The 17,988-nt window shown below is 36.7% G+C and carries 14 protein-coding genes; 10 read left to right on the top strand and 4 right to left on the bottom strand.

Annotated elements, in window-relative coordinates; all coding sequences use genetic code 11:
* Positions 1 to 509 precede the first annotated feature (509 nt).
* A complete protein-coding gene (locus tag EHQ47_RS03080) occupies positions 510 to 998 on the bottom strand; it encodes a DUF2721 domain-containing protein (protein WP_135747414.1) in 489 nt (162 codons plus the stop codon).
* A gap of 562 nt (positions 999 to 1,560) precedes the next feature.
* On the opposite strand from EHQ47_RS03080, the gene EHQ47_RS03075 reads away from it, so the two are divergent.
* Complete coding sequence (locus EHQ47_RS03075) at positions 1,561 to 2,034, top strand: hypothetical protein (RefSeq protein WP_135776535.1); 474 nt, start codon at positions 1,561 to 1,563, stop codon at positions 2,032 to 2,034.
* Between the two features lie 57 nt (positions 2,035 to 2,091).
* Here the strand turns inward: EHQ47_RS03075 and EHQ47_RS03070 are convergent, their stop codons facing one another.
* From EHQ47_RS03070 to EHQ47_RS03060, 3 genes are read right to left on the bottom strand one after another with little or no spacing between them, the layout of a single operon-like run.
* Positions 2,092 to 3,036 carry a tRNA dihydrouridine synthase gene (locus tag EHQ47_RS03070; RefSeq protein WP_135747416.1) on the bottom strand — a complete coding sequence of 315 codons (945 nt, stop codon included), beginning with the start codon at positions 3,034 to 3,036 and terminating at the stop codon, positions 2,092 to 2,094.
* 18 nt (positions 3,037 to 3,054) lie between these two features.
* Entirely contained in the window at positions 3,055 to 4,824 is a 1,770-nt protein-coding gene (locus EHQ47_RS03065; RefSeq protein WP_135776534.1) for a thiamine pyrophosphate-binding protein, read from the bottom strand.
* Complete coding sequence (locus EHQ47_RS03060; RefSeq protein WP_135776533.1) at positions 4,821 to 6,470, bottom strand: FAD-binding dehydrogenase; 1,650 nt, start codon at positions 6,468 to 6,470, stop codon at positions 4,821 to 4,823. The genes EHQ47_RS03065 and EHQ47_RS03060 overlap by 4 nt, the downstream gene beginning before the upstream one ends.
* A 699-nt stretch (positions 6,471 to 7,169) precedes the next feature.
* On the opposite strand from EHQ47_RS03060, the gene EHQ47_RS03055 reads away from it, so the two are divergent.
* The 9 genes from EHQ47_RS03055 (at position 7,170) to EHQ47_RS03015 (ending at position 17,988) form a co-directional block, all read left to right on the top strand.
* A complete protein-coding gene (locus EHQ47_RS03055) occupies positions 7,170 to 9,674 on the top strand; it encodes a methyl-accepting chemotaxis protein (protein ID WP_135776532.1) in 2,505 nt (834 codons plus the stop codon).
* 59 nt (positions 9,675 to 9,733) lie between these two features.
* Positions 9,734 to 10,612, top strand: a complete 879-nt coding sequence (locus tag EHQ47_RS03050) for a hypothetical protein (protein ID WP_135749819.1) — start codon at positions 9,734 to 9,736, stop codon at positions 10,610 to 10,612.
* A 61-nt stretch (positions 10,613 to 10,673) separates the two neighbouring features.
* Complete coding sequence (locus EHQ47_RS03045) at positions 10,674 to 13,094, top strand: LA_1737 family protein (RefSeq protein WP_135776674.1); 2,421 nt, start codon at positions 10,674 to 10,676, stop codon at positions 13,092 to 13,094.
* 6 nt (positions 13,095 to 13,100) lie between these two features.
* A complete protein-coding gene (locus EHQ47_RS03040; protein ID WP_135748199.1) occupies positions 13,101 to 13,652 on the top strand; it encodes an NADPH-dependent FMN reductase in 552 nt (183 codons plus the stop codon).
* A 6-nt stretch (positions 13,653 to 13,658) separates the two neighbouring features.
* Positions 13,659 to 14,438 (top strand): helix-turn-helix domain-containing protein, encoded by a 780-nt coding sequence (locus EHQ47_RS03035; RefSeq protein ID WP_135748200.1) that lies wholly within the window; start codon positions 13,659 to 13,661, stop codon positions 14,436 to 14,438.
* A gap of 108 nt (positions 14,439 to 14,546) precedes the next feature.
* Positions 14,547 to 14,942: a DUF3703 domain-containing protein gene (locus EHQ47_RS03030; RefSeq protein WP_135748201.1), complete on the top strand. Its 396-nt coding sequence runs from the start codon at positions 14,547 to 14,549 to the stop codon at positions 14,940 to 14,942.
* A 177-nt stretch (positions 14,943 to 15,119) separates the two neighbouring features.
* Entirely contained in the window at positions 15,120 to 16,112 is a 993-nt protein-coding gene (locus EHQ47_RS03025) for a DUF1554 domain-containing protein (RefSeq protein ID WP_135748202.1), read from the top strand.
* 201 nt (positions 16,113 to 16,313) lie between these two features.
* A complete protein-coding gene (locus EHQ47_RS03020) occupies positions 16,314 to 17,312 on the top strand; it encodes a DUF1554 domain-containing protein (protein WP_135776531.1) in 999 nt (332 codons plus the stop codon).
* A 79-nt stretch (positions 17,313 to 17,391) separates the two neighbouring features.
* Positions 17,392 to 17,988, top strand: a complete 597-nt coding sequence (locus tag EHQ47_RS03015; protein ID WP_135776530.1) for an NAD(P)H-dependent oxidoreductase — start codon at positions 17,392 to 17,394, stop codon at positions 17,986 to 17,988.

The following is a 17,988-nucleotide window of genomic DNA, read 5'->3' as shown; positions in this document are numbered from 1 at the left end:
TACAAAAGAGGGTCGAAGGGGGGTGGGCGCGTGGGTACACTTTCCCCGCCCGATCTGAGGGTGGGGAACTAGACCCGCCACCCAATGGTTCTCCTCTATCACGCCCTGCCGTTTTTCGCATTCCATTTCCTAAAATCCCCAATTTTCTTTTGGAAAAGTTCATAGTTGGTACTTTGGGCGCCCGGGCGGGCCTCATGCGGGGTGCGCGTTCGCTCCCGTCCTCGGAGGACTTGCCTCCTCGGACCAAGCCCTTCTGGTCCCTGGCGCTAGGCCAAGAGTGAACCAAAATTCACTCATCAACTTGATTCATTACCACTCATCGAAAATTCAAAATAAAATCCCTGCGCCAGCGGTAGTAGCGGAAATCCTTTCGCAGGTGCGAAAGATTGGAGCGGATGACGCGGTCGTTTTTCGATTTTTTATTTGTCAACTAACGGATTCGAGACGCTCAAAAGGAAAATCAAAAATTCCTGATTGGGCTTTGTCTTAGGGCAACGATTTTCTGACTTTTATTTCTTTTGTAATTCTCTTTCTAAAAATTCCGTAAATTCAATTTGTCGATTAATGAATGTTAAGTTGTATCTGCTTTCGTAAAAAAGAAGAGCACTGGCAAGAAACAGACAAATTCCTCCAGTGATGGCAGCCACAGTAGGGATCCAGGTATAGCCTTTGGCAAAGGCAAGAGTGATGGCCAATGTCAAACTCGAAATCACAAAGAGAGAAGTTGCCAAATACAAAAAAGCCATGGACCTTTGGATGAGGACCGCTCTTTTTTTTTGGACAGAAAGTTGGTGGCGCATATAGATCATTCGTTCTGTGTGAAAACTTCTTTTCCCGTCTAATAGAAGTTCCACTTCCGATTTTAGAAGATTCACTCGATCAAAAATACGCCCAAGCCGATTGGCTGTGGAAAATATCAAACTAGCACAAGCAGAAACAAGGACTGCTGGGGTGATCATACCGGAAAGGATTTCAGAGTTGGAAAACGATTCGAACATAAGGAATAATTTTGTGGAGGGGATCGTTTTTGAAAGGAAAAAAAGAGATCGGTCGGGTAAGAGCGCAACTAAATCCCAAGGTAACGTATCGATATTTTTTAGAATAAATTAACTCTTGGTATGCGATAAATTTCGTTGACTTTCTTTTTTTTGAATTAATGAAATAACTGTCGTCATACTCTATGATGATGGAATTCTATGCGAACAACTATATTCTTTTCCATTTCTTTATATTTCCAGGGTACACAAACATGTGTCATTCCTTCTTTTTCTAATCAGTAAATTATGATTTTGATCCAGCCGAATTCAAAATCATACCCAACAACTAAATGTTCCACGATCACCTTTCATGCATTACCGTGAATAAGTTTATCATATTCGTATTAATGCTTTCAGTAAATTCGATGTTATTGTTCTCACGATTTAATAAACGAACTATCCAGAAATTTTGGCTTATCTATGGGAAAACTAATGTGCTTTTTTTGTTAGGTGTTCGCTATTTTTTTGTTTTGCGGTTTACAGAAAGAAAAAATAGTAAAGTGTTGTTTTAGAATATAAAAATATGTTAAAAATTAGTTTTATTGTCAGCTTCCTTTTAAGTGCGTTTTTTCTCAATTGTCAAAAAGAAAAAAAAGATAATCATGTAAGCCTTGTTTTGTTACTTGCTGGAAGTCAAGGCGGTCTCACTTGCAATTATCAATCTTCTCCTGGTTCAGATGTTAATACTTTTCCGTTAACTACTGCTAGCAGAGTTTTGACAGTCATTAGTAAAAAAATGAATGATAATGGTTACGGAGGTGGAATTGTAAAGGGAAGTCAGTTAGTTGCTAATGACAAAATTGTCTTCAGTGATTATGGGGACGATGGAATTGCCATATACAAACAAAACGAGTGTCCGATTGCTGGAGGACAAAATATGGCAAATACAATAACCGATATTACCCAATCTGGTTCTACATATACCATTCTAACGCCAGGAAATTATTTTTTTTATATCTTTGGGCAAAATGTCAATCCTAAAGTGATTATCCAATAAATTAGAATATTTGAAGTTAATCTTCATACTTGTTGTTGATTGAGCTAATAGGAAATTTTAAGTAGGTTTTACAGGCGATTCCAAATACTTTTTAAAATCTTCCTTGTTTGTCAGTCGTTTCACAATTTCAAAGTCTCTTTCGGCTTCAGGATATTGGCGGGTCAAATAGTGTAACCACTGTTTGATTCTTCCCGCCCGACTTTTAACTTCCATATCTGCTTCTAAACTTTGCCAATACCGATATAAAATTCTTTTGACTTCATCCCAAGAAAGATTTTCATTTTTTACTCCTCTGATCATCAACGCAAGAGCTGGGTTAGCAACAGCACCACGACCAATCATAATGTCTTGGCAACCAGAGATTTCTTTACACCGGAGCGCATCTTCTTCAGTCCAAATTTCACCATTGGCAACGACTGGAATTTTGACAGTTGATCCAATTTTATGAATCCAATCCCAATAGGCAGGAGGTTTGTATCCGTCCGTTTTGGTTCTTGCGTGGACTACTATTTCTTCGGCTCCTCCTTCTTCCAAGGCTTTTGCACAGACAAGCGCCTGTTCGGTGGAATCGTAACCTAATCTCATTTTTGCAGTGACTGGAATGATCGAAGGAACCGCTTTTCTAATGGCCTTTACAATGGCAAACATCTGGTCTGGTTCTTTGAGAAGAGCTGCTCCTCCCCGGTTTCGGTTGACTGTGGGAGCCGGACATCCAAAATTAATATCGATCCCATACGCCCCAAGAGATGCCACCTTACTTGCGTTCTCCGCCATACAGTTGATATCGGAACCTAACAACTGTACTTTGACAGGAACTCCAGCTCTTGTACGACAACCTTCATACAATTCGGGAACATATCTGTAGAACCTATGTGATGGAAGGAGTGTATCGTTCACTCGAATGAATTCACTAACACATTCGTCAAAACCACCCACTTGCGTGAGAGTGTCACGAAGTCGGTAGTCAAGAAGTCCTTCCATAGGTGCAAGTAAGATACGCAAAAGAAACTTAGACCAATCCTATCCAGTGACCCTTCGAACTAAGGCCCGACCAATCATTCTGACTTTGGCTGCAAATGGCAAACGTTTCAAATTAGTGCCAACAATCCCTTGGGTAAAACGAGTTTTTTTACTGTAATCAATATTGACATCCAAAATGACTGGACGCCCTTCGTTAGCAAGAATCCATGCTTCATCTAACTTTTGTTTGATTTCTTCGTTTGATTGGATGGAAAGATATTCGGCACCCGTGGCCAAAGCGATGCCTTCAAACCTTGTGGTTCCAAGAACAGTGCAGGTTTTCCGATTGTAAGGAACTTGTTGTGCTTGTGAAATTTGGGAAAGTTCTCCATCATTGAAGACGGCAAACACAGCTCCAATTTTGTTTCTGCTCGCTGTGATTAATTCCATACAAGTCATTAAAAAGGCTCCATCACCAATGATCCCAACAACTGCTTTCTCAGGATTAGCAAGTTTGGTTGCAATGGTTGCAGGCACTGCATAACCCATACAATTAAAATCTGTGGGAGAAATCATATGCCTTGGTTTGTGGATTGGCATCAGTTCGGCAGTGAGAAATGTATGATTTCCGTCATCCACCACCACATAACCATCATCAGGAAGAGATGTCCGTAAGGCGTTAAAGAATCGAGCAGGATTCACCCTGTCCTTACTATCATGTTGGAACCATTCTTCCAAATAGTTTTGTTTATTTTTCTTTATCTCTTCCGCAAGCACTTTGGTTCGATTTTCCCGACTTTCTTTTGTTAGCTGTAGTTTGTTCTGCAGTCTTTTTACCAGTTCAGGTAATACCTTTTTGGCGTCGCCTTGAATGTTGACTTTGGCAGGATAATTTGTATGAAACACATCTGGATTGATGTCGATATGAATCAGATTTTTGGGAACGGTCACTCCAAAACTACCTGTCGCAATTTCGGCAAAACGAGTCCCCACTGCCAGTAAACAATCACAATCAGAAAACGCTTGGGTCGCCGCAGGAACCGCTGCTGGACCAAAACTCATTCCACAATGTAAAGGATGATTCCCAGGGAATGCACTTAATCCTTGTAAGGTTGTAGATACGGGAGCTCCGAGTAGTTCTGCAATGGCCACACTCAACTCCGCAGCATCAACTGCTCCCCATCCTAAAAATAAACCTGGGGACTTTGCAGAAGTTAGTAACTCAACTGCTTCGGCCAAACTTTTTTCTTGGATGGATGGAGTTGCTAGTTTGAGACTTTGTTTATTACAGTATTCTTCATAACTAGGAATGTTTGCCACTGTTCCTGTATACAATTGGATGTTCACAGGAACTTCGATAAACACGGGCCCGGGTTCTCCACTCACAGCAATTTGGTATGCTTCGTAAATCGTTTCTACCACTTCCTCTTGCGAATTTACTTTAAAAGTTTTTTTAGTGATTGGTTTCACGAGTGTATGTTGGTCCATATCATGTAATTGGTATTTGAATTTGGAATCGCTACGCACTCCACCTGCAATCACCAACATGGGAATCCCATCCAAAAATGCTTCTCCAATCCCACTAGCAGCATGAGTCACACCTGCTGCCGGTACAATGACAACGGTTCCAATCGAATCACTGGTGCGACTGATGGCATCGGCCATAAACGCACCACAACCTTCATGTGTTACGAGCATCGGATGGATCAAATCAGAATTATTTAGCTCATCATAAATTTCTGTATTATGGACTCCAGGAATTCCAAAGGTATAACGAACTCCAATTTGTTCTAAGGCATATCTGACTAACCAAGCTCCTGTTTTTTTCATGTGACTAAACTCCTTTGTTTTCCATGCTCACTAACTGAAACACCATTGTTAACTGACTTTGCCGCTGCTCTTGCGGTCAAAATACAGCCCGATAAAAAAGTTCCTTCTAAAGATTTAAATCCGCTGGCACCACCACCACCAAATCCTGCCGCTTCACCGATGGCATACAAACCCGGGATAGGTGAACCTAACGGATCTAATACGCGGCTTTCCAAATCAGTTTGAATCCCTCCTAAACTTTTTCTTGTAATCAGTCTAAGTTTGATGGCAATGAGGGGCCCGGCACTTGGATGAAGAATGGGTTTGGGAGCACAAGTTCTCACTCGGTCGGAACGCCATGACCTAGCATGTTGGATCCGTCTCAATTGGTCATCGTTCCAAAGGCCTTTCCCTCTCCGAATTACATCATCATATTGCGTGATCTCTTTTTTTATAACTTCGTATTCAATTGTTTGATCTCCATTCAATCGATTCATTTTATCAACTAATTCTCGTAAGTTGTTTGCCACAATGAAATGATCACTTTCTTTTTGTAACTGTCTCACGAGACGGTTGTTCCCCAGTAACACTTCTCTTAAGAAAGAAACTAATTTTCGATCTCGGATCATGGGATTGTGTTCCGAACCAGAAACGGCGAGTTCTTTTGCCGCAATCCTCCAATTCAGCAGTTGCCAAGTATATGGTTTTTCTAACCCAGAGATCCTACGACAAAGTTCGTTGGTATCAAATCCAGTCATCATCGGTTCTGGCCCAATCCGACGCCCTGAATGGTCGAGCCATAAGGCTGACTTACAAGGGATGAGGCTGAGTCCATGACCATCAAATTCTGGTTTTGGATTGGGAATCCCTGCAGCATAATTCCACATTTTATCCAAATGAGTGAGATTTCCGCCATGTTTCTTCACGGCATCATGAACCAATCCATCAGCAAAAGGATGGGAACCATTCAACATTTCCTTTGGCGCCTCTCCCCAAGGTTTATACCAATGTTCACGAACCTTATCTAAACATCCGGTGATGCCACCTGTTGCTACCATCACGTGGTCTGCATAAAATCTTAAATCCTTCTTTCCCGTTTTTTCTTGTTCTGCGACACAACCTACTATCCTACCGTTTTCTTTGATTAAATCAGTAACCTTGTGTTCAAATAGATAATTTAATTTTGTATTGTTTTTATGTTTTTTTAATAATTCTACGAAACGTTCCACCAAACGGAAACCGGTTCCCCAAAGAACATGATAACGCGGAACAGAATTCCCTCTTTTGTATAATCCTCTTTCTACCCAATTGACCACAGGAAAAAAATTTAAACCAAGACTTCCAAGCCAATGATAGACCTGCCCAAGACTTTCGTTCACATATTGTTCTGCCCATTGTTTGGGAAAAATATCATTGGGGCCAAAGTCTGCAAATGAATACCAATCATCCAAAGCAATCTCGGGAGTATCTTTGATTCCCAATCGTTTTTGCAAAGGAGTACCAACAAGGGCCATACCGCCAAATGATAGTTTAGCGAGACCACCTAAATGTTCCTCAGAGTTTCTATCTAAAATTAAAACAGATTTTCCTTGGTTTAAACATTCAAATGCTGCCACCAATCCTGCGATTCCTGCTCCGATGATAATGACATCGTTTTTTTCGACCACTAACAATCCTCCTTCTCTCTATTTTGTATCACTGGTAGATGATTTTATTTTCAAAACTCGAAACTGTTTCATCCTTGGTGACACATTGATAACATAATGTACATAGTATTATTTTAAAATAAACAAATGCGACTCAAATTTTTAAAAGGAATCAAATTCAAATATTAGAATGAATTTAACAACTAACAAGAAATAGTAAATTTTATAATTATTACTAGAATAGTTCTAGAATTTTAGCAGATGCATTGCCCAAATGAAATCTATTATTTTTGAATAAAATTTATCTATTGTTATACGAATCGTTTAGATTTCTTATATCAAACGTTTTGGTTTTTTATTTAAGGCTAACGCTCGTTATTGAATTTTGTGTGTAAAGGAAGTCGTCGTTCGCTCGGATTAGAGTTCAAGGCCAAAATCCAAAGATGGGTAGTTTTGTGCGGAAACCAAATTTGGTCGATTTCCAAATTATTGCATATTTTGATTAATTCTTCAAAAAAAATGAAAAAAAGGAGCTCGGAATTTCTTGTTAGTCGGAGGAAAGTTGGAAAGAAACTGCTCTTTTTTTTCCTTATCAATAAAAAAAGAATTTTCAACTTCTTTTGAATGAGAGTAAGTATTCGATAGTTTTAACATATTTTCATATTCGCAAATTCTCTTTTCCTTTCTTTCTAGATTCTACATTTAGTTTGGAGCATCGGTATGAGTGTTCAGGTGAAAATCCCACAAAATACAACGTTATCATTGAAAACGGATCTTGCCGGTACGATTATTTTCGTTAACGATGATTTGGTTAAACTGAGTGGATTTGAGCGGAGGGAGTTATTAGGTCAGTCGTTCAAAAAAATCCAAAGTCCCGAAACTCCTGAGTTGGTTTATAAAAACATACAAAAGACTTTAAATGAAAACGAACCTTGGAACGGGCTCCTAAAAAATAAAACGAATTCAGGAGACTTTTTTTGGGCCAACACAACGATTACACCTTATTATGATAGGGATGGAAAAACCGTTGGACATATGTTTGTTGGACGTACCGCATCGGAAAAACAAATTTTAAACGGAGAAAACTTTTACCTAAATCCCCAAAAAATCGAATCCGGTTTTAGTTTGAATCCAAAAAAGATTTTATATAAATTTAAAATAAAAACCAAACTTCTGTTTGTGTTTGGCCTTATGGCAGTCCTCATGTCCGCATTGGGAATCAATTTAATTTTAATCAAAAAACAAGAATATGAAGGTGCATTGAATCGACTCAAAGGTGCAGAATATAATTTAAGTCTTGCCAAACTTATGCGACTCACTGCAAAACACCGAGGGTTTATGGCTCGGGTTTTGAATGGAGACCAAAGTGCCAAAGAAGAAGCAAATTCAATTGAAAAGGAATTAGAGTCAGCTTATCAAATTTTTTTAAAATTAAACGAAGACGAAGGGAATCTTTTTCAAGTTTATGAAGAATCTAAGGATATTCATAAAAGTTGGAATCACTTAAAAGAAATCAACTCAACACTAACGGCAAAGGAAAGTTACGTAGAACATGTAAGTCTTATTAAAAGAATGTTAAATGTAAACAATGAAGTAGGGGAGTCGTCCGGTTTATTTTTGGACCCAGATAAAGACACTTACTTTATGATCGAAGTTTCATTGACTAAGTTACCGTATTTGGCTGAAAAACTTGGGCAACTCCGCGGGACAGGATTGGCGCATTTGGTCAAAGGGACAAAAGCAGATCCTTTTGAAAAAAATCTGCTTCAGGAAATCGTTGGGTCAGTGGCAGGCCATTTTGAATCCATTACCGTGAGTATGGCTGCGATTCGAAAATTTAATCCTGATGGAAAGAAGATTGTAGAGACATACCAAAAAGCAGAAGTTGATTTCCCTGTTTTACGAGAGTTGATTCAAAATAGAGTGATCAAAGAAAAAATTCCAACAATCAAAACGATAGAATACTACAATGCCACAACCAATTTAATTGATCAGATCTTCAATGTGAATGAACTCATTTCTAAACAACTTTCTGAGAAGTTTACAAAAAGAGCAAATATCGCAAAAATCTATGCCATCATGGTTCTTGTTTTCACTTCCTTTGCTTTAGTTTTTTTTATTCTCCTACAATACTTAATCATACATAGCATCATGTCCGTGATTCGAAATAGTACAAATATTATTTCGCAAATTGTTCGTGGGTCAGGTGAACTCAAAGAAAATTTGGACTACGGAATCCATGATGAAATTGGAGGTCTATTGAAATGGATGGGTGTTTTTATTTTAAATATTACTGAAATTGTTTTTATCCTCCGCCAAGTATCAGGTGAGTTATCTAATAAATCAAAAGATGCTGCCAATTTGGTTCGAAATTATTCTGCAACAACACAAGACCAAGCTGCTTCAACAGAAGAGACTTCTGCAGCAACGGAAGAGTTGGCAGCTTCTGTTGAGAATGTTTTTTCTAGTATCTCTACCCAAGCGGATCATTTGAAGGAAATAGAAAAAGTGACCTCTGATTTCAAAATGGCAATGGCAGAAGTAGCAAATGCAATGCTCGGGATGACAAATTTAACAGAGGAATTTTATAAACAAGCCAATGATGGAATGTTAACAACAAAAACAACTGCAGATTCCATTCACATCGTAAACCAAAAGGCAGAGTTAATTGATGAAGTCGTTAATATCATTAATGAAATATCCGATCGAACCAACTTACTTGCGCTCAATGCTGCTATTGAGGCCGCACGCGCTGGTGACCTTGGACGTGGGTTTGCAGTTGTGGCTCAGGAGATCGGAAAACTTGCTGAACAAACAGCACATAATACAAGAAACATTCAGTCATTGACTACTGACACAAAAAATGCAATCAAAACAAGTGTCGGACTGATGATGAACACAGAAGAGAGTTTTCGCGAATTACTCGCTAATATCTCAAAGATTCAAGAAACTGCAAAACTAGTTAGTTCTGCCCAGGAGAAACAAACTACAGATACCAATCGAATTGTAGATTCTGTTCATAAAATCAATGAAAACTCACTTCAGATTTTAAATGCAGCTTCGCAAGAAAAAATAGCTGTTGAAGAAATTTCCAAATCAATTGAAACTATTGCGACAGGTACACAAGTAATTGCTGATAATTCACTGGTCCTTCTCGAAACAGCCAAAGATATTGAAGTGACCGGAGAACATTTACAAACGGTTGTTGAGACTTACAAATATTAACGCTAAAAAATTGATTGTTACAGATTGTAGAATTATTTTTATATTCATTGAATCTAAAAATGAAATCAACCTTATTCAATAGTTTTACATTTGTTTTGCTTTTGTCGTATTTTTCTTGTTCAACGCAGACGGTTTATATTCCAAAAGAAAATCTAAATGCGACTTTGATGCCTGCGGAGTTTGTCGAAAAATTAGAATTTTCAGATTCCCTTTTGCCCATTGTTTCTGAATCAATTGAAAGACCAAATTCTCATGGTAAAATTTATTACGGGATTCTTCGAGATAAAGACAACAATCGACTCGTGAGGAGTATTGCCATCCTTGTGGAATCCAAAGATATGGATTTGCAACCAGAAGAATATTTTTACTATCCAGTATACTATGCGATCAATGTTTCGAAACATCTTTCGATTAGGCAAACTATGAGGAGTGAGTATGATATTCGAAGAGCTAATGAAAGGTCTCCTGTTTATATGCCTGTTTACGCTACTTCCAGTGTAGTTGCTTTAGCTGCTTTGGGAATTGTTTTCGTAGCTTTTACGGGAACTGCCTTTATTTTTGGAATGGGAAAAGGAACCTATGAATTTACAGAAGATGTGATGGAAGGTATCATCGTCTCCAAGGAAGAAATCGTATTAGGTTTTAATGATTATCAATATGATAACGAGGGGCGTTTGGTCAAAGTATCTACTTATCTTCCTTACCGTTCTATTTCTAAATCAGTAATTCCTTTGTATGACCGCGAAGGGAAAAAACAAATTGGTCAAATGTATCCATCTTCCAAACCCATTTTGTTATCAGAGATAAATTATAAATACTCTCAAATTAAACCAACTTCCAAAATTCCGAAAGTGGCGGAGATCATCGAACATATTCCCAAGAAAACTAAAAAGTTGATAAATTTGCCGATCAAAGATCCGTCGAAAGTAATAAAGTAATTTCTTGCATAAAAGCAAGAACGATTACAATGATCCAATTGTTAAAGGTGTTCTTGTAGGAATGGTTTTCAAATTCAATCAATATGTTCTAGTTTTTCTTTTTATAACCTTCCCACTTGGAATTTTCCCTAAAACTTGGCCTGACTTAGAATCAGAAAAGGAAATCAAAGTTTATGGGAGTGAAAGAAGCGCTAAGTTTACTGCGAGTAACATTTTCTATGACGTAGAAAATTGGACAAACCACTACTCAGTTCGGGCTTTGGGATTTTATCGTTATTATGATTATCCAAAAGCAAAAACAAAATCTATATTTCCATTTTATTATCATATTCAAAGTAAATCCGATAACCGTGAATACAAACGAATTTTAAATGTAAACGTAACGAAAGAAAGAGATGCAGTTGACCAATCCTTTTATCCATTTGTTTTTTGGGGTAAAGACACAAAGGAATCTTATTTAACAACAATTCCATTTTTCTTTTCTAGTTCGAATGAAACAAATAGTAAATTGGGATTTCCCGTTATTCCTTTGTTATACTATCATAACCGAGGAACTTCAGGAGAAAATAAAAACTATTATTCCCGTTTATTGACTTTTATGCACTTCGAAATCAACGAGGACCAAGGATTTCATAAGTTTTCTTTTTTTCCTTTGTTGTATTACTCCAAAAACAATTATTTGTTTGTGCCAATCCTTCTTTATTATCAAAACCAAAGGTCAAATGAAAATGAATATTGGATGGGCCCTGTCTATTATTCTAACAATAAGGCCAAGGAAGAAAGTCTATTGGTAACCTTCCCTATTTTTGGAAGGTATAGAAAACCAGGAAAGGAGTTTGATTTTATTTTTCCTGTCTATTTTAATTATGCCGATGAGGAAGAAGATTATCACATTAATTTATTATGGTATACGAAAACAAATTCTGTCGATGTAAATGTCGCAACAAACGAAGGGAATTTGTATGTTGATTTTGACTTTGGAATTTTATATAATTTGGTTGGATATTCACAGCGAACCAAAGTTCTGAATGGTGGTAACCAAATAAATAAAAAAAATTCTATTGAATCAAACGAGCCCAAGGTAGTTAAAAAAAGAGAATTTAATCGAGACAATAGTGATAGTTTTTTTGGATACCAGTTACTTTTCGGAATTTTTTCTTATGAAAAGGCAGATACCAAAAGACACATTCGTTTGTTGCCACTAGCTTGGTTTACTTGGGATGAAGCTTCAAAAGATAACGTGGTTTTATTACCACCTTTTTTTCCCATTTGGTTTAGTTACCAATCGGATGATCTAGAATACAAAATACTATTTCCACTATATGGTAAACAAAAAGACAAAGATTCAGAATTCCGTGCTTATCTTTTGAATTTCTATTTAACGGAAGACCTTAGAGAAAACAATCGTAAAGAAAGATCCTATTTTTGGCCTTTTGTGAATGTTTATGAATCAGACATTGATTCTGGACATAGAGTTTTGCCGTTTTATGTTCATCGGAATTATGGAACCGAAAAATACCAACATAGTGATACGTTTACATTGTTTTCATCTTATCGGAAAACAAAAACTTCTACTGATCCTGATATTCAATTTTTGTTTTGGCCCTTATGGATTTCTTATGAAGAAAAAAATTCTCATCTTAATGAAAAAGAAAAAACTTTTTGGGTGACTCCATTTTTTTATAGAAATAAAAACAATGGCGGAAGTAGAACCAATTTATTTTGGTTTATAGATTGGGAATGGTACAAAGAGCGAGACTATGGCACTAATGCAAAAACCAAACCGGAAATTCCTTTAGAGAAGGATGAAAAACTTTCTCATCTTTTAATTTTTCCGTTTTATAAAACAAAATCTAGTTTTTCAGTGATTCCTCTGTCATTTAATGATTGGAACGAAGATGGATTTTCGACTTTTACTTTTTTAAATTATCTAAAATGGGATCGAAAAGGCCATTATTATAATTTTTTATATTTAATTGAATCGGAAAATACAGAAGTGAGTTATCAGTTCCGAAGTGTTGGTGGTTTGTTGTGGGGTTTTGACAAAGGGAAGTCAGAAATTAATAGAATCACTTTGTTATGGTTAGGTTATGACGATAGGTCTTATCAAACTACTTATAATTTTTTTCCGATCGTAAGAACTGCCGATGCAAACAAAGAAAAGTCTCGATTGTATGGGCCATTTCTATATTACCTTTTTGACTCAGAAGAAGAAAATACCGAATTGGTGCTTGCGGGGCTTGGTTATTATCATAATAAAACTAAATCAGATAACCAATATTCCACCTATATTTTGCTTGGTGCTTTGTATCAAGAAAAAACAGAGATAGAAAGAGGTTATGTAAAAAGAGGCAGTTTGTGGGGTTGGCTTTGGGAATACCAAACGGAAGACAACGGATATGAAAAGTTTTCTATCTTAAAATTATTTTCTTATACCAAAGAGATGGATGGAACTAAAAAAATTATGGGAATTTCAATTTAATCAGTTATGTCAAAATCAAAACCCAAAGTTCTAGCGATTTCAGGAGGAATTAGTTCCTCTTCTTATAATAAAAAAATCCTGAATGCTTTAAAACATAATTACGCAGACGATTGTGAAATTATGATGTATGATGAGATCGCCAATTTTCCGTTTTTTGCTTCTGGAATCTCTGATGAAGAAACTCCAGAGATAGTGAAAACTTTTTTAAAGGAAGTGGAGAAAGCTGATGGGATTTTAATATGTTCTCCCGAGTACGTATTTAGCATTCCTGGAGTTTTGAAAAATGCAATTGAATGGGCAGTTTCTTCTGTTGTGTTTACAGATAAACCTGTGGCACTTATCACAGCAGCATCGGTTGGTGAAAAGGCACATGAATCTTTACTATTGGTCTTAAAAACAATCGGTGCTAAGTTATCGGAAAAAACCAATTTGTTGATTTCTGGAGTGAAAGGAAAGGTTTCTATCGATGGAGAAATTACTGAAGAAGTTACGAAACAATCAGTAAAAAATCTAATGGTCCAGTTTATCAATTCATTAAAAACGAATTCGTCAGATTGAATCGCAATGGAAACAAAGGAGAAGTCAGGCTTTTATGTTTGGAAAGAAATGGCCGCATATACGGGAGTATCCTTTGCCACCAAACGTCACAGCCACTTTTACCATCAGTTTTGTTTTTCTTTAGACAAACCTTTTTTGCTGAGAGGGAAAAATGGTAAAGATTTTTATTCACAAGCAGCTTTGGTCCCTTCGGGAGTGAGTCATGAAACAACTTTTGGGAACGATCGTTTTATTATTTTATTGATCGATCCGTTGTTATTTGCTGTGTCTTATCAAACAGGTTTTATTCATAAGGAAGGCGATCCTGCTTTTGATTTAACGGATATTATTTCTAATTCAGATATTTTGTTTTTTGAAACAGAACTAAAATCAAACCAAAGTGAAGCAAAAAACAAAATCCTTCAATTACTCAAAGATAAGTTTATTTTAGAAAACCAACGAAATATTGACAATCGTATTAAGGATAGTCTGTCGTTCATACAACAAGATGAATTAGACCAACTCACTTTGAAACAAATTTCTAAAATTACAAAACTATCTCCCAGTCGATTTCGACATTTGTTTCGCAGTGAAACAGGTATTACATTTTCAAGTTATAAGTTATGGAAAAAAATGCAGAAAGCAATTTTCACTCTTATCGAACAAAAAGATTTGATGAATGCTGCCTATGAAGGTGGATTTTTTGATCAGCCACATTTTAATCGAGTGTTACGTAGATCTTTTGGTTTGAGTCCTTCTGAGTTAAAAAAAAATACACATTTTGAATTAAAAATATTCTCATCATAGCCCTTTTATACAAGGATTTTATTCTTAATTGAAGTAGGATGGACATATCTTAGAATCTTTTGAATTGTCGATTTTCAAGATAAACTATTGGTGAGTGGGTTGACCAAAATGAATTTTAAAATGCCTGAAGATTTTAGAAAAGCCTATCGGAAAGAATTAGAGAACTACCACGTCTCTTTGAAGGAAAAAAACTTTGTGCAAGCTTGGCATTTTTTAGAAAGAGCACATGTCATTGGCCAATACCATCCAATCTCACATACAGGCATTCACTTTCGAATGTTGGTGTTTGGAATTAGAGCATTGGATGGAAAAGAAATTTTTGGTCAAATGATTCGAGTTTTATTCGGTTGGATCGGTAGTTTATTCAATCGAATTCCGGTTGGGAATACGGGCGGAGTTTCTGTGCCAATTTTTGCATCTATGCCCATTCCTGATGATTTAAAGAGTTTGTTGAAGGATGCAGATACTGATCGTATTGGCCTTGCCGGTTTAAAAACCAAATAGGCCTTTTTTCTGAGAAGGAAACTAAATGTAATGTTTTTCACTATGTGCGATGGGTTGATTTCTGTTGGTCTAGGGAATACGATAACCCATAGGCAATAAATTATAGATTTTGAATATTGGTTGCGAACATTATTCCTTTTGTGAATTTTGTATCGTTTGAATCACAATTAATTTTCTATGTTTCGATTTATCATTATTTTATTTTTCATTTTTTCCTGTCGCGAAAAATCATTAAACAATGCTTGCGATATCAATTCGGACTCTTATAAAAATTCTGTTATTATTTATAATCTATTAGGTATACAAATTAGCAATTGTTCTGCTGGAATAGTTGATTTCAATCCATCTGCTATTTTTGTGAATAGAAAAGAAGGAAAGGTTTCCGAAGGTGGTGGAGATTTAACACTAGGTAGTTCTCAAACTTTTACAGTTCAACTAAGAAGAAAACCTATGTCGAAGGTTGAAATCCAATTGGTGTTTTCGAACTTAACTTATATTACAGTATCGCAATTAAATTTTACATTCGATTCTCAGTCGTGGTCGATTCCACAGACTTTTTATATCACGGCTAAAAATGATAATCTGTTGAATGGCAGTCGAAACATTAGTCTGCAACTCATAGCAAATTCGGATGATAAAAATTTAGATCTAACACCTGTAGTTATACCTATTGAAGTTTTGGACAATGAAAAACGATTATTTGTTTCGACAAATCCATATATGGGAGGATCTTTTGGCGGAATTTCTGGGGCTGATACTATATGTTCTTCTGATATAAAATGCCCTGCAGGTTCGACATGTAAGGCGATGATTTTAGGTTCAACAAGAGTAGCCTCTCAATCTGCAAATTTAGGTGACGGCCAGGTTGATTGGGTTCTACATCCTAATGCTCACTATTATCTCACCGATAATGCAACTTTGATAGCCAATACAAATTCCTCTTCACTTTTACAAATTCCCTTTTTCAGTGTGATGGATGCCTCTGCTCCTGGAACATGGCTTGGTAGTAACTCTGGTTGGGTATTGGGAGCAAATAGTTGTAGTGATTGGACGGATAACACTAATACTGTTACGGGTTACATGTTTCGTACTCAATTTACAAATAGCACGCTTTTTGGTGGAAATTTTAATTGTAATAACCCTGTAAATTTATTTTGCGTAGAGTATTAAAATTTAACCTAGTTTCTAACAAAAAAATTGAAAATTTCTCGAAATACTCTCTGCACTCTCCAATCAAGTTGGGTTTAAAAATCATAGTCTTCATATGTTCTTAATTAGCATTTAATTATCGTTTGGTGAATATAACCCATATTTTTCATTGCTTGGAATTAATTATTTCGAGTTCTGGTAGAAATAAGAGATTGATATTCCATGTTTTTTAGAGCTCTTCTATTTAGTGTTCTTTTCCTTTCTTGTAGTAAAAATTCCTATAATAATCCTTGTGACCCAAAATCAAAATCCTTTGCCATGACTTTTTTGCTAATGGCAGTTTCTGGTGAACAGAAAGATGCATGTTTTCCAGGCATTACAATCAAAGATCAAGTTGGCATATTGCTTAGTGCAACAACAGGTCGTCTCTCTGAACATGGCGGGAATGCTACCATTGGTTCTTCGTTAACTTATAAATTAGGTTTTGGGTCCGAGCCAAAAGAAGATGTGAATGTCAATATAGTCGTTTCGAATCCTTCTTATGCGACAGTCAGCCCAACTACAATTGTTTGGACACCCAATGATTGGCCTTCGGAAAAAATGATTACTGTAACGGCTGTAAACGATACCTTATTAAATGGGACTAGGGATTTTTTAATTCGCCTGGTGCCGACTTCTGCAGATAGTACTTTGCGACTTCAAGAAAGATTGATCTCAATGCAGATTTTAGATAACGATAAAAGGTTATTTGTGAATTCAACTCTCACCAAAGGAAACTTAGGTGGGATTGCCGGAGCAGATGCAACATGTTCTTCCGATCCTAAATGCCCTGTTGGATCTCAATGTAAGGCAATGATTGCAACTGATTCTGGAATTCGAAGGGCAACTATCACGGGAGATGTAGGCGATGGCCAATTGGACTGGGTTCTAAAACCATTCGCATCTTATGTTCAAAGCGACAATACAACGCCGATCGGAACTACGAATGCAGTTTCATTGTTTACCCTACCAATTGTGAATGGAATTGAATCTCCGGGAGTGACCACTTGGACTGGATTTGGAACTTCATGGCAATCAGATCCGAACAATTGTTCCAATTGGACAAATTCAATCTCTGGGAACGGAATTGTAGGTAGTTCTAGTAGCAATAATGTAGCGTTACTCAATAATTTGAATGTAGCTTGTACTAGTGATTTGAAGTTTTACTGCGCAGAACAATAAAAAATATTTCAAATATTCGATTGACAATTCATATCTAATAGATATAGCTTAAAAATATATCTATTAGATATGAGGTCCCATGCAAACCAACCAACGGAATATTCTTGTTATCCTTGGCCATCCGAACCCAAATTCACTTTGTGCTCATTTAGCGGAGACTTATGTAAATTCAGCAAAACAATCGGGTCATACAGTGAACTATCTGAAATTGGCCGATTTAAGTTTTGATTATAATTTACACATGGGCCATAAAAAAGATTCCCCTCAGACGCTCGAACCAGACTTGATCCGAAGTCAAAAGTTGATAACGGATGCAAACCATTTGGTATTTGTATTTCCTAGTTGGTGGGCCAGTATGCCTGCGATATTAAAGGCATGGATTGACCGAGTGTTTTTACCGGGATTCTCTTTTAAATATCGGAAAAACTCTCCCCTTCCCGAAAAACTTTTGTTAGGTAAAACAGCCCGTATCTTTGTAACGATGGATGCTCCTAGTTGGTATTACAAATGGTTTAACAAATCTCCGGGTGTTCAGTTGTTGAAGTTTGGGACTTTGGAGTTTTGTGGAGTGTCTCCTGTTAAAGTAAGCGTTTTTGCTCAGGTAGGAACTCGGAAACAATCAGACTTTTTGAAATGGACCAAAGATGTTGAATCTTTAGCCAAACAAGGTAAATAG

It is taken from the genome of Leptospira bourretii (genome assembly GCF_004770145.1).
GTDB lineage: Bacteria > Spirochaetota > Leptospiria > Leptospirales > Leptospiraceae > Leptospira_A > Leptospira_A bourretii.
Note: the sequence above shows the minus strand (reverse complement) of the source record. Positions and strands in the feature narration are given on the sequence as shown.